Here is a 12,537-nt window from a genome sequence, read left to right on the forward strand (position 1 = left end):
TAAGGGGAGGCAGGACCACGGTGGCTGATGGCACCAAGGCGGTCGTCGACACGTCCGTCGCGGACGGGGCGGCGCTGGCCGTGGCAATCGAGGACATCGCCGAGGACGGCACCGGGTCGGCCGGGCCGGCACCCGCCGACGGGGACTCTGACGACGCCTCGGACGCCGCTGACGCCGCTTCCGACACCGCCGCGGCCACCACCGGCGACGAGGCGGCCGAGGAGGCCCGCGCAGGGTCTTCCGAGGCCGCTGGGGGGCCGTCCGGCGCCGGGGAGGGCAAGGAGGCCGGTGCCGTCCGGAAGGCCGCCTCCGAGGCCCTCGTGGCGGCCGTGACGGCTCGTGAGTCCGCCCTCGAATCCGACCCCGGCTCCGACGCCTCCGCCGGCGACCGGCCCGCGGCGGCCGAGCACGCCGAGGACGCCGAACAGTCCGAGGCGGCCGAGGAGCCCGAGGAGTCCACCGCCCAGCTCTCCGCCTCCGAACTGGCCGCCGAGCTCACCGCCCGCGGCGCTGCCGCCCCCGCCCGCCGCCCGTCCGGCCGCTCCGTCCCGGGCTCCGCCCGCACCTCCCCGGCCGCGCCGGAGCGCGAGGACCGACCCGCCGTCAGCACCGAGACCCTGGATGCGGACACCGGCACCCTGCCCGCCGCCAAGCCCGCCCCGCTCCGGCACAGCGGCGACAAGATCGGCGGCCGCTACCGGCTGGAGGAGTGCATCACCCAGTCGGAGACGTTCAGCAGCTGGCGCGCGGTCGACGAGAAGCTCCGCCGGGCCGTCGGCGTCCACCTGATGGCGGCCGGCCACCGCCGGGCCAAGGCCGTCCTCACCGCCGCCCGTGCCGCCGCGCTGCTGAACGACCCGCGCTTCGTCCAGGTCCTCGACGCCGTCCAGGAGGGCGACCTGGTCTACGTCGTCCGCGAGTGGCTGCCGGACGCCTCCGACCTGGCCCACCTGCTCTCCGACGGGCCGATGGAGCCCTACGACGCGTACCAGATGGTCCGTCAGGTCACCGATGCGGTCGCCGCCGCCCACCGTCGTGGCCAGGCCCACCTGCGGCTCACCCCGCGCTGCGTGCTGCGCACCGACACCGGCCAGTACCGGATCAACGGCATCGCGGTGGACGCCGCGCTGCGCGGCCTGCCCACCGAGGAGGCCGAGCGGACGGACACCCGCGCCATCGGCGCCCTGCTGTTCGCCGCGCTGACCCACCGCTGGCCCTACCCCGAGGACCGCTACGACCTGCGCGGCATGCCCAAGAGCATCGGCTGCGTCCCCCCGGACCAGGTCCGCGCCGGGGTCCACAAGGGCCTCTCCGAGCTCGCCGCCCGCGCCCTGTGCGAGCACCCGCCGCACCACCAGGACCCGATCACCAGCCCCGAGCAGCTGGCCAAGGCGATCGCGCTGATGCCGAAGATCCGGCAGCCCGAGCAGCCCGCGCCCGCGTTCACCGCCAAGCCGAAGCCCAAGCCGCAGCCCGCGCCGCACACCGCGGCCGCCCGGCCCGCCCCGCACCCCCGGCCCGGGCACCACCCGGCCCACCAGGACACCACCGCGCCCGCCGTCCCCCGGCCCCGTCGTCGGCGCCGCAGGCTGCTGCGGACGGCGCTGCGGGCCACCGCCTCGCTGGTGGCGCTGGCCGCGATCGTCGTCGGCTCCTGGCAGGCCGTCGAGCACCTCAACCGGAACAAGGACGAGCAGGGCGCCCCGCCCGCCCAGCAGTCCTCCGGGGCACCGGCCCAGCAGTCCTCCGCGCCGCTCGCGGGCGTCACCCTCGACTTCACGCCGACCTCGTTCAACGCCTACGGCGACGAGAAGGCCGAGCACGCCGGCGCGCTGCCCAACGTCAAGGACGGCAAGACCGACACCATCTGGTCCACGCAGTCCTACCAGGACCCCTTCACGGCCGGCGGCTACAAGCCCGGCACCGGCCTGCTCCTGGACCTCGGCACCGCCCGTGCGGTCGGCTCGGTCGACGTGAAGACGGCCGGCGGCAGCCACACGGTCGAGCTGAAGGCCGCTCCCGGCGTCTCCTCCGCACCCCAGGTCAGCGCTGCGGGCTTCGCGTCCTTCGGCAACGCCGTCGCCACCGAGAGCGGTACCGACCTCCACCTCAAGCCGGCGAAGCCGATCACCACCCGCTACCTCTTGATCTGGCTGACCGCCATCCCCAACGATGGTGGCGGCTACCAGGGCAAGGTCGCCGAGATCACGGTGAACGGCTGAGCGAGAACGGGCAGGGGGTGGCGGACATGGCAGAGGAGTCCTCCGACGCCGATCTGCTGGCCCGGCACGTCGCCGGCGACCCCGACGCCTTCGGCCTGCTCGTCCGGCGCCACCGGGACCGGCTCTGGGCCGTCGCACTGCGCACCCTCGGCGACCGCGAGGAGGCCGCCGACGCCCTGCAGGACGCGCTGGTGTCCGCGTTCCGGTCCGCCCACACCTTCCAGGGCCGCTCCCAGGTCACCACCTGGCTGCACCGCATCGTGGTCAACGCCTGCCTCGACCGCGCCCGCCGGGCGGCCTCCCGCCGCGCCGGATCGCTGGACGAGGACCCGCAGCGGCTCGACGCCGCCCTCGGCACCGCCGAGGCCACCGACACCGCGGTCGTCCGGGCCGAGCTCCAGCGCGAGGTCACCGACGCGCTGTCCGCGCTGCCGGTGGAGCAGCGCGCCGCGCTCGTCCTGGTCGACATGCAGGGGTACTCGGTCGCCGAGGCCTCCGCGGTGCTGGGCGTGCCCGTCGGCACCGTCAAGAGCCGCTGCGCCCGCGGCCGGGCCCGCCTCCTGCCGCTCGTCCGCCATCTGCGCGGCGGCGATGTTTCACGTGAAACCGCCGAGGACGGCTCCCCCGGCGACGCGGCCCGCACACGTGTTTCACGTGAAACGGCGGCGAAGCGCGGGAACCCGTCCGGCCCCGGCACCGTCCCAGGTACGGACGCCGCCGGACGCCGGCCCCTGCTGGAAGGAGATGCGAACAAGCGATGACGCCGCACACGCCTTCCTCCCCGTCCGCACCCGAGCCCCGGCACCCCGACATCGAGGCACTGGCCGACCTCGCCGAGCAGCTCACCGACCCGGCCGACGAACCGGCGCTCCGCGCCCACCTCGCCGAGTGCGCGGAGTGCGCAGACACCTTCGCCGCGCTCGCCGAGGTCCAGGAGCTGCTCGGCTCCGTCGACACTCCGCCCATGCCCGAGGACGTCGCCCTCCGGATCGACACCGCCCTCGCCGCAGCCCGCACCGAGGCCGCCGACACCGCGGCCGGCCCTCCCGGCGACCCGGGGAAGGCCGCCGGCCGGCTCCCCCGGACGGCAGGGCGCCCCTCCGCCGAGACCGGCCCCACGGGTCCCTCCGGCACCGCGGGCACCGGCCCGGGGCGCGGCCGCCGCAGGCGGCTTGCCCGCATCGCCCTCGCCACCGCCGCTGCGGCCGTCGCGATCGGCTTCGGCGCGCTGCTCGTCCCCATCACCTCCCAGAACGGCGGCACCGCGAGCGACGCACCGGCCGACAGCGCCGCCCGGCCCGCCGCCGGCGGCGCACAGCAGCCCGCCCTCGGCAGCAACACCGAATTCAGCGACCAGGCCCTCGCGGCCCAGGTCCGGCAGCTGCTCGACGCGGCGTCGGCCACCCCCTCGGCGGGCGCCCCCAAGACGCCCGAAGGGCTGACCCAGGGCGGCCGGCCGGCCGCCGGCGCCTCCGCCCCTGCCTGCGCCGCCGCGATCACCGGCCAGGGCGAGCGCGCCCCGCTCGCCGCCGCGCCCGGCAGCTACCACTCCTCCCCCGTCACCGCCCTGGTCTATGCGGTCCCCGGTACGAGCGACGAGGTCGACGTCTACCTGATCACTCCGGACTGCTCGGCCCCGGGCGTCCTGCTGCACCGCACCCTCCCCGCCCGCTGACCTCACCCGCCCCGTCCGGGCCCGGGTGCGTCACCGGAAAGCGGTCACCCATCGGAACATCCGCTCCCACAGTGCGGTCATGTGGTACAGCCGGGCCCGGGAATGCGGGAGACTGGGCAGTCGTTGTCCCGGGCGGCGGAGCAGGACCGCCCTCCCCGCACCAGCGCGGGTCGCGAAGCGAACCAGGAGACTCAGTGAGCGACGTCCGAAACGTGATCATCATCGGTTCCGGCCCCGCCGGGTACACCGCTGCGCTGTACACCGCACGCGCCTCCCTCAAGCCGCTGGTCTTCGAGGGCGCGGTCACCGCCGGCGGCGCGCTGATGAACACCACCGAGGTCGAGAACTTCCCCGGCTACCGCGACGGCATCATGGGCCCCGAGCTCATGGACAACATGCGCGCCCAGGCCGAGAAGTTCGGCGCCGAGCTCGTGCCGGACGACATCGTCTCCGTCGACCTCACCGGCGACGTCAAGACCGTCACCGACTCCGAGGGCACCGTCCACCGCGCCCGCGCCGTGATCGTCGCCACCGGCTCCCAGCACCGCAAGCTCGGTCTGCCCCGCGAGGACGTGCTCTCCGGCCGCGGCGTCTCCTGGTGCGCCACCTGCGACGGCTTCTTCTTCCGCGACCAGGACATCGCGGTCGTCGGCGGCGGCGACACCGCCCTCGAAGAGGCCACCTTCCTCTCCCGCTTCGCCCGCAGCGTCACGGTCGTCCACCGCCGCGACTCGCTGCGCGCCTCCAAGGCGATGCAGGAGCGCGCCTTCGCCGACCCGAAGATCACCTTCGCCTGGGACAGCGCCGTCCAGGAGATCCACGGCGACCCGAAGCTCACCGGCCTGACCCTGCGCGACACCACCACCGGCGAGACCCGCGAGCTCCCGGTCACCGGCCTGTTCATCGCCATCGGCCACGACCCGCGCACCGAGCTCTTCACCGGCCAGCTCGACCTGGACGCCGAGGGCTACCTCAAGGTCGAGGCCCCCTCGACCCGCACCAACATCCCCGGCGTCTTCGGCGCCGGCGACGTCGTCGACCACACCTACCGCCAGGCCATCACCGCGGCCGGCACCGGCTGCGCGGCCGCCCTCGACGCCGAGCGCTACCTCGCCTCGCTCGCGGACCTGGAGGCCCAGGCCGCCGCCGTCGCGGTCTGACCGCCGCCCCCGAAACAGAACAGCCCTCGCGGTTGTTATCCCGTCCGAAGGTGCCGAGCCGCCCGCAGCGGCGGCGAGGCACCGCCTCGTCCGTGACCCCAAGGAGAGTTCCGTGGCCGGCGCCACCATCAACGTGACCGACGCGACCTTCGACGCCGAGGTGCTCAAGAGCGACAAGCCCGTCCTGGTCGACTTCTGGGCCACCTGGTGCGGCCCGTGCCGCCAGGTCGCCCCGATCCTGGAGGAGATCGCCGCCGAGCACAGCGACAAGCTGACCATCGCCAAGCTCGACGTCGACAACAACCAGCAGACCGCTGCCGCCTACAACGTCATCTCGATCCCGACGCTGAACGTGTACCAGAACGGCGAGCTGGTGAAGACCATCACCGGCGCCCGCCCGAAGGCCGCCCTGCTCCGCGAGCTGGCCGAGTTCATCTGAGCCGACGCCGTTCTCCACGGAGGGCCCCCGGACGATCCGGGGGCCCTCCGGCGTTCCTGCGGCCCGTCCGCCGACAGGCTTCCCGCGCAGGCACCGGCACGGGCCGCTCAGAACGGCCGCAGCGCGGGTTCCTTCCGTGCCCCGCCCAGCAGCCGCTCCAGCGCCCCCTCGACGTCGCTGCGCCAGGTGAGCGTCGTCCGTGCCTCCAGCCGCAGCCGCGGGTAGCGGTGGTGCGGCCGGACGGTCTTGAAGCCCACCGCGAGCAGGTGGTCGGCCGGCAGCACACAGCTCGGTGTCGGGCGGCCGACCGCCCCGAAGGCCTCGATCGCCCGGACTCCCCTGCGGAGCAGGTCCTTGGCCACCGCCTGGACCAGCACCCGGCCCAGCCCCTGCCGCTGGTAGCCCGGCACCACCCGGCTGATCATCAGCTGAACGGCGTCCGGCGAGACCGGGCTCGTCGGGAACGACTGCGACCGCGGCACGTACGCGGGCGGCGCGTACAGCACGAACCCCGCCGGAACGTCGTCCACGTAGACGATCCGCCCGCAGGAGCCCCACTGCAGCAGCACCGCCGAGATCCACCCCTCCTTCTCGAGCTCCCCCTTGCCCCCGTCCACCGCCGCCCGCCCGCTGACCGGGTCGAGTTCCCAGAACACGCACGAGCGGCAGCCGTCCGGCAGATCGGCCAGGTTGTCCAGCGTCAGCGGAGCGAGCCTGCGACCCACGCCCCACACACCTCCTCCGGCTCGGTCCCACACCACGAGCTTGCTCCGAAAAACGCGAGGGGTGCACGTTTCACGTGAAACATGCACCCACTCGTCCGTTTCCCGGCGGGCCGCCGGTCAGCCCTGGGAGAGTCGCAGCCCGTCCTCGCCGGGGGCGAGGCTGTCGAGGATCCGGTTCAGGTCCTCCACCGAGCCGAACTCCAGCACGACCTTGCCCTTGCCGAGCTTGCCGTTGCGCTGCGAGACCTCGACCTTCACCCGGGTCTCGAACCGGTCGGAGAGCCGACCGGCGAGGTCGTCGAAGGCCGGCGAGACGATCCGTCCGGCTCGCGGCGCCGCCGTCCGCTTCGGCTTCTCCTCGGCAGTCATCAGCCTGACGATGTCCTCGGTGGTGCGGACCGAGAGGCCTTCCTCGTTGATCCGCTTCGCCAGCGCCTCCTGCCGCTCGGCGTCCGGCACGCCCAGCAGCGCCCGCGCGTGGCCTGCGGTCAGCACGCCGGCGGCGACCCGTCGCTGCACCCCCGGCGGGAGGTTCAGCAGCCGCAGGGTGTTGGAGACGTGCGACCGCGAGCGGCCGATCCGGTCGGCCAGCTGGTCGTGGGTGCAGGAGAAGTCCCGCAGCAGCTGGTCGTAGGCGGCGGCCTCCTCCAGCGGGTTGAGCTCCGCCCGGTGGAGGTTCTCCAGCAGCGCGTCCAGCAGGAGCTTGTCGTCCTCGGTGGCGCGGACGATCGCCGGAATCACGTCGAGCCCGGCCGCCTGGGAGGCCCGCCAGCGCCGCTCGCCCATGATCAGCTCGTAGCGGTCCGCCCCGACCTGCCGGACGACCACCGGCTGGAGCAGGCCCACCTCCTTGATCGAGGTCACCAGCTCGTCGAGCTTGCCCTCGTCGAAGACCTCGCGGGGCTGCCGGGGGTTGGGCGTGATGGCGTCCAGCGGCAGCTCGGCGAAGCGCGCGCCGTCGACCGGGGCCAGCGCGGGCTCCGGCAGGCTGCGCGCATGCGCCTCTGCCGCCAGCTCCCGCAGGCTCTCCGCGGCGGCCTGGGCCGCCACCGTGCCGCGGCCGGCCGGCAGCACGGGGACGGCCGCCGCCGCTGCCCCGTCGGCCACCGGCACCGTCTCCGGCGCCGCCGCTGCGGGCCCGGCCGGCAGAAGCGCCCCCAGACCCCTGCCCAGTCCCCTGCGACCACCACTCACCGGTTGCCCTCCATCGTGCCGTGCTGTGCCACCGCGGCGCTCGCCGCTCCGGCAGCGGTCCGCTGCTGCCCGACCGCACCGTAGCCCGCCGCAGCCCCGGCGGCGAAACCGACCTCCGCGGCCCGCAGCGCGATCTCCCGGGCAGCCTCCAGGTAGGAGAGCGCGCCGGTGGACCCGGGGTCGTAGGTGAGGACGGTCTGCCCGTAGCTGGGCGCCTCGGAGATGCGGACGGAACGCGGGATGGCCGTCCGCAGCACCTCGTTCTCGAAGTGGGTCCGGACCTCCTCGGCGACCTGGGCGGCCAGCCGGGTGCGGGCGTCGTACATGGTGAGCAGGATGGTGGAGACGTGCAGCGCCGGGTTGAGGTGGGCGCGGACCAGCTCGACGTTCCGCAGCAGCTGGCCCAGGCCCTCCAGCGCGTAGTACTCGCACTGGATCGGGATCAGCACCTCCTGGCCGGCGACCAGGGCGTTGACGGTCAGCAGGCCGAGCGAGGGCGGGCAGTCGATGAGGATGTAGTCCAGCGGCTGCTCGTAGGCGGCGATGGCGCGCTGGAGGCGGCTCTCCCGGGCGACCAGCGAGACGAGCTCGATCTCCGCGCCGGCCAGGTCGATGGTGGCCGGGCAGCAGAAAAGCCCCTCCACGTCGACCACGGGCTGGACGACGTCGGCGAGCGGCTTGCCCTCCACCAGGACGTCGTAGATCGACGGCACCTCGGCGTGGTGGTCGATGCCGAGCGCCGTGGAGGCGTTGCCCTGCGGGTCGAGGTCGACGACCAGCACGCGCAGCCCGTGCATGGCGAGGCCGGCGGCCAGGTTGACGGTGGTGGTGGTCTTGCCCACCCCACCCTTCTGGTTGGCCACCACGATCACCCGGGTCGCGGCCGGCCTGGGCAGCCCCTCCTCTGCCCGCCCGATGGCCTGGACGGCAGCCTGGGCGGCGCGCCCGATCGGCGTGTCGTCGATCTGGTGGATGGTCTCCGAGTCCTGCATGGGGGTCAGTGTTTCACGTGAAACCGGAGCGGCAACAGTCACCGCCATGGCGCGGTCGAGGATTCCGGGGAGCATTGAGCGACGTTTCACGTGAAACACCATGCCCGGAATGTCATAAATCTGACGGTGCGACACTCCGTACCCGCCCCGACGCCACCCGGTCGGCGAACAGCCACCCACAGACAGCCGAACGATGGCTCCCACCAGGGGAAACAACGGAGCGGGCGGCCCGAGGGCCACCCGCTCCGAAATCCCTGCCGCGCCCCGGTCAGCGCCGGCGGCGCGCCCCGCCGCGGCCTCCCTCCCGGGCACCCCGGCCGGCCCGCGCGGCCTTCGCCCGCCGAGTGGCGGCCTTCACACCGCCGGGGCTCTCGCCCGCCTCCACCCGGACCACACGGGTCGAGGTCTCCAGCGTCCCCTCGCCGACCGAGATCACCGACCAGCTCACCGCACCCAGCCGGGTCAGCGCCGAACGCGAGTCCGCGATCTCCTGCTCCGCGGTGTCGCCCTTGAGCGCCAGCATCTGGCCGTACGGGCGCAGCAGCGGCATGCCCCAGCCGGCCAGCCGGTCCAGCGGGGCCACGGCCCGCGCCGTCACGACGTCGACGGCGACCTTGCCGACCATCTCCTCGGCCCGGCCGCGCAGCACGGTGACGTTCTCCAGGCCGAGCTCGCGGACCACCTCCTCCAGGAAGGTCGTCCGCCGCAGCAGCGGCTCCAGCAGCGTCACCGAGACGTCCGGGCGGGCCATCGCCACCGGGATGCCCGGCAGACCCGCCCCGGAGCCGACGTCGCACAGCGAGGCGTTCGCCGGCAGCAGTTCGGCCAGCACGGCGCAGTTCAGCACATGGCGGTCCCACAGCCGGGGCACCTCCCGCGGGCCGATCAGCCCGCGCTGCACGCCGGCCGTGGCCAGCAGCTCGGTGTACCGCACCGCGACCGGCAGCCGATCGCCGAAAATGCCGCCCGCCGAGGCCGGGGGCTCGCCCGGACCCTCCGCCGCCGCGGCACCGTTCCCCTCGACGCCCTCCGCCGGAGCACCCGCGCCGGGCGCGTCCTCCGACGGCCCGCCCTCGGTCGCCACGCCGTCCGTCTCCATGTCAGCCTCTCCGCTCACCGTATCCACCCCACATCAGGCATCCCATCCTCACGCGGGCCCCGGCCCCGCGCGCAAACCGGGCCGTACGAACCGCCCCCGAAGGGACGACGACCCCGCCCGCACACGGCGGACGGGGTCGCTCGACACGGCACCGGCGTCAGTTCGGCAGCACGACCACACACCGCTGGGGCTCCTCGCCCTCCGACTCGCTGCGCAGCCCGGCGGCGGCGACGGCGTCGTGCACCACCTTGCGCTCGAACGGGGTCATCGGCTTGAGCTTCACCTGCTCGCCGGTGGACTTCGCCTGCTCGGCGGCCTTGGCACCCAGCGCCGCCAGCTCGGACCGCTTGCGCGCCCGGAAGCCCGCGATGTCCAGCATCAGGCGGCTGCGCTCGCCGGTCTCCCGGTGCACCGCCAGGCGGGTCAGCTCCTGCAGCGCCTCCAGCACCTCGCCGTCCTGGCCGACCAGCCGCTGCAGCGCCCGGTCGGTGCCTTCGCTGACGATCGAGACCAGCGCCCGGTCGCCCTCGACGTCCATGTCGATGTCGCCGTCCAGGTCCGCGATGTCCAGCAGACCCTCCAGGTAGTCGGCGGCGATGTCGCCCTCGCGCTCCAGCCGGGCCACGAGGCCTTCACCGGACTCCGCTCCTGCCTCGACGTCGACGGCGGAGGTGGTGCCTTCCGTCACTGATGGACTCCTTCGGGGATGGGCCCTCGGGTGGGGCCGAGAGGGAAGATCTGGGGCCGCTCGGACCGGCTACGGCCGGTCAGGACTTCTTCTTCGGCCGCTGGCCGCCGCCCTGGCCGCCGCGCTTGGGCTGCTGGCGCGGGCCCGGCTTGCCCGCCGGCTGCTTGGCCGCGGACCGGCCGGCCGGCACAGCGTCCTGCTTGGTGAGGGCCACCGGCTGCTCCTCGGCCGCCGGCTCCTCGGCGTGCTCGGCGGTCGCCTGCGCCCCCTGGTGTCCGGCGGCCTGCTGGCGCTGCGCCTTGCTCTGCTTGCGCGGCTGCTGGCGGCGCACCTGCACGGTCTCGGCGACCACGGCCTCGGCACTCACGGCGGGCTGCTTGTTGCCGCCGGTCAGCGCGGCCACCCAGCCGGCCTTGCGCACGGAGCCGTCCGGGTTGAGCCGGCCGGCCTTCTTCAGTCGCGCCTGGCGCTCGTCCCAGGCCTTCGAGCCCGGCGTCGGGTTGTTGCGGATGACGATCAGCTGCTGGCCCATGGACCAGACGTTGGTGGTCAGCCAGTAGACCAGGACACCGACGGGGAAGTTGATGCCCATCACCGCGAAGATGATCGGGAAGACGTACATCAGCATCTTCTGCTGCTGCATGAACGGCGTCTTGACCGTCAGGTCCACGTTCTTGGTCATCAGCTGGCGCTGGGTGACGAACTGGGACAGCGACATCAGGACGATCATCACGGCGACGACGATCTTGACGCTCAGCTCGCTGCTGCCGAGGAAGGTCGCCGACAGCGGGGCGCCGAAGATGTGCGCCTGCTTGGCGCTGTCGAGCAGCTGCTCGTTGATCACACCGATCGTCTTGTCGGCGGCGACCGAGGCCAGCACACCGTAGAGGGCCGTGAAGAACGGGGCCTGCACCAGGATCGGGAGACAGCTCGAGAAGGGGTTGGTGCCCGCCTCCTTGTAGAGCTTCATCATCTCTTCGGACTGGCGCTGCCGGTCGTTCTTGTAGCGCTCCTGGATGGCCTTCATCTTCGGCTGGATCGCCTGCATGGCCCGGGTCGCCTTGATCTGCTTCACGAAGAGCGGGATCAGGCAGATCCGGATGACGACCACCATCGAGACGATCGACAGACCCCAGGCCCAGCCGCCGTCAGGATCGAAGACGTGGCTGTACAGCGAGTGGAACTGGACGATGATCCAGGACACCGCTGTGTAGAGGGGATTCAGGAAGGAGAAGGTCACCGGTCAGGCTCCTTGGACATCAGGATTGGCCACCGGCTCCGGCCCGGCGGTCCCACTCTTCGGGCTCAGCAGATTGCGGACCCGGCGGTGCCACACCGGGTGCTTGCGCGGTGGCACATGGTCGACCCCGCCCGGCGACCAGGGATTGCAGCGCAGGATGCGCCACGCGGTCAGACCGCTCCCCTTGATCGCACCGTGCAGGCGCACCGCCTCGTACCCGTAGTGCGAGCACGAGGGGTAGTAACGGCACACCGGCCCGAGCAGCGGACTGATCGTCCACTGGTAGAGCCTGATCAGCCCCATCAGCAGGTACTTCATCGCCCTGCTCCCGTCGGCGCACTGCCGGTCGGCTCCGCCCGGAGCAACCGCCGCAGCGCCGCGTCCAGGTCGTGTTCGAGATCGAGGTACGACGCCGACCCTGCCGGGGGCAGCGCGCGTACCACTATCAGGCTACCTGCGGGCAGCCGGGGCAGACGCTCACGGACCAGGTGACGAAGCCGACGCTTCACGAGATTCCGCACGACCGCGGATCCCACGGCCTTGCTCACGACGAAACCCGCACGCGCCGAAGGAAGCCCCTCGGCGACGTGCGGGCCACAGTCGCTGTCCCGGTCCGCCCGCCCCGGCCGGCCGCCCTCTCTGTCGAGATGGACGACCAGCAGGGGCTTTCCGGCCCGGCGACCGCGTTTCACCGCGGTCGAGAAGTCCTGGCGCCGCCGCAGCCGATTCTCGGAGGGCAGCACGGTCAGAACCTGCGCGCCGGATCAGGCGGACAGGCTGGCGCGGCCCTTGCCACGGCGGGCGGCCAGGATGGCGCGGCCGGCGCGGGTACGCATCCGCAGCCGGAAGCCGTGGGTCTTGGCGCGACGGCGGTTGTTCGGCTGGAAGGTGCGCTTGCTCACTCGGGGGCTCCTGAGGTGAATCGTAGGATGACGGGACGTCGCTTGGCCGTCACCGTGCGTCCGCGCGATCTCCCCTTCGCGGGAAATCCGCCCCAACGGCCCAGGTCTGCTGGTGTTGAGGCCATCCACGGCGCCCGTGCTGCGCGCCTCGTGGAAGCGGGTGGACCCGCGGGCATGCGGCAGCGGCCATCGACAACTCGA

The 12,537-nt window shown here is 73.3% G+C and carries 14 protein-coding genes; 5 read left to right on the forward strand and 9 right to left on the reverse strand.

Translation table 11 applies throughout. From position 1 onward, the window contains the following. Positions 1-20: 20 nt before the first annotated feature. From ACQ614_RS18660 to trxA, 5 genes are all read left to right on the forward strand, one after another. Entirely contained in the window at positions 21-2,222 is a 2,202-nt protein-coding gene (locus tag ACQ614_RS18660) for a protein kinase family protein (RefSeq protein ID WP_431679671.1), read from the forward strand. 26 nt (positions 2,223-2,248) lie between these two features. Further along, positions 2,249-2,983 carry an RNA polymerase sigma factor SigM gene (gene sigM, locus ACQ614_RS18665; RefSeq protein WP_431679672.1) on the forward strand — a complete coding sequence of 245 codons (735 nt, stop codon included), beginning with the start codon at positions 2,249-2,251 and terminating at the stop codon, positions 2,981-2,983. Next, positions 2,980-3,897 carry an anti-sigma factor family protein gene (locus ACQ614_RS18670; protein ID WP_431679673.1) on the forward strand — a complete coding sequence of 306 codons (918 nt, stop codon included), beginning with the start codon at positions 2,980-2,982 and terminating at the stop codon, positions 3,895-3,897. The genes sigM and ACQ614_RS18670 overlap by 4 nt, the downstream gene beginning before the upstream one ends. A gap of 194 nt (positions 3,898-4,091) precedes the next feature. Beyond that, a complete protein-coding gene (gene trxB / locus ACQ614_RS18675; RefSeq protein ID WP_363496523.1) occupies positions 4,092-5,057 on the forward strand; it encodes a thioredoxin-disulfide reductase in 966 nt (321 codons plus the stop codon). Between the two features lie 112 nt (positions 5,058-5,169). Further along, the gene (gene trxA / locus ACQ614_RS18680; protein ID WP_363496520.1) at positions 5,170-5,496 is read left to right on the forward strand and encodes a thioredoxin; all 327 of its coding nucleotides are present in this window, start codon (positions 5,170-5,172) and stop codon (positions 5,494-5,496) included. Positions 5,497-5,603: 107 nt separating this feature from the next. Here trxA and ACQ614_RS18685 read toward each other — a convergent pair whose 3' ends face one another. From ACQ614_RS18685 to rpmH, 9 genes are all read right to left on the reverse strand, one after another. Next, positions 5,604-6,221: a GNAT family N-acetyltransferase gene (locus ACQ614_RS18685; protein ID WP_431679674.1), complete on the reverse strand. Its 618-nt coding sequence runs from the start codon at positions 6,219-6,221 to the stop codon at positions 5,604-5,606. A gap of 117 nt (positions 6,222-6,338) precedes the next feature. After that, positions 6,339-7,415 carry a ParB/RepB/Spo0J family partition protein gene (locus tag ACQ614_RS18690; RefSeq protein ID WP_431679675.1) on the reverse strand — a complete coding sequence of 359 codons (1,077 nt, stop codon included), beginning with the start codon at positions 7,413-7,415 and terminating at the stop codon, positions 6,339-6,341. Next, positions 7,412-8,380 (reverse strand): ParA family protein, encoded by a 969-nt coding sequence (locus ACQ614_RS18695; RefSeq protein WP_431683959.1) that lies wholly within the window; start codon positions 8,378-8,380, stop codon positions 7,412-7,414. The genes ACQ614_RS18690 and ACQ614_RS18695 overlap by 4 nt, the downstream gene beginning before the upstream one ends. Before the next feature lie 295 nt (positions 8,381-8,675). After that, positions 8,676-9,524 (reverse strand): 16S rRNA (guanine(527)-N(7))-methyltransferase RsmG, encoded by an 849-nt coding sequence (rsmG, locus tag ACQ614_RS18700; RefSeq protein WP_431679676.1) that lies wholly within the window; start codon positions 9,522-9,524, stop codon positions 8,676-8,678. A gap of 139 nt (positions 9,525-9,663) precedes the next feature. Then, complete coding sequence (locus ACQ614_RS18705; protein ID WP_431679677.1) at positions 9,664-10,194, reverse strand: protein jag; 531 nt, start codon at positions 10,192-10,194, stop codon at positions 9,664-9,666. A 79-nt stretch (positions 10,195-10,273) separates the two neighbouring features. Further along, positions 10,274-11,434, reverse strand: coding sequence for a membrane protein insertase YidC (yidC, locus tag ACQ614_RS18710; RefSeq protein WP_431679678.1), 1,161 nt, complete (start codon positions 11,432-11,434; stop codon positions 10,274-10,276). A gap of 3 nt (positions 11,435-11,437) precedes the next feature. Further along, complete coding sequence (yidD, locus tag ACQ614_RS18715; protein WP_095873843.1) at positions 11,438-11,752, reverse strand: membrane protein insertion efficiency factor YidD; 315 nt, start codon at positions 11,750-11,752, stop codon at positions 11,438-11,440. After that, positions 11,749-12,177 (reverse strand): ribonuclease P protein component, encoded by a 429-nt coding sequence (gene rnpA / locus ACQ614_RS18720; RefSeq protein ID WP_363496506.1) that lies wholly within the window; start codon positions 12,175-12,177, stop codon positions 11,749-11,751. The genes yidD and rnpA overlap by 4 nt, the downstream gene beginning before the upstream one ends. Positions 12,178-12,198: 21 nt before the next feature. Next, the gene (gene rpmH / locus ACQ614_RS18725; RefSeq protein ID WP_030059672.1) at positions 12,199-12,336 is read right to left on the reverse strand and encodes a 50S ribosomal protein L34; all 138 of its coding nucleotides are present in this window, start codon (positions 12,334-12,336) and stop codon (positions 12,199-12,201) included. Positions 12,337-12,537: the final 201 nt, after the last annotated feature.

The sequence above is a fragment of the Kitasatospora dryopteridis genome, from assembly GCF_050749075.1.
In the GTDB taxonomy this organism is placed as follows: domain Bacteria; phylum Actinomycetota; class Actinomycetes; order Streptomycetales; family Streptomycetaceae; genus Kitasatospora.

Bases quoted from the DNA above. Each gene is read 5' to 3' on its own strand.
- sigM (WP_431679672.1), top strand. From the start codon at position 2,249: ATGGCAGAGGAGTCCTCCGACGCCGATCTGCTGGCCCGGCACGTCGCC.
- yidD (WP_095873843.1), bottom strand. From the start codon at position 11,752: ATGAAGTACCTGCTGATGGGGCTGATCAGGCTCTACCAGTGGACGATC.
- ACQ614_RS18670 (WP_431679673.1), top strand. From the start codon at position 2,980: ATGACGCCGCACACGCCTTCCTCCCCGTCCGCACCCGAGCCCCGGCAC.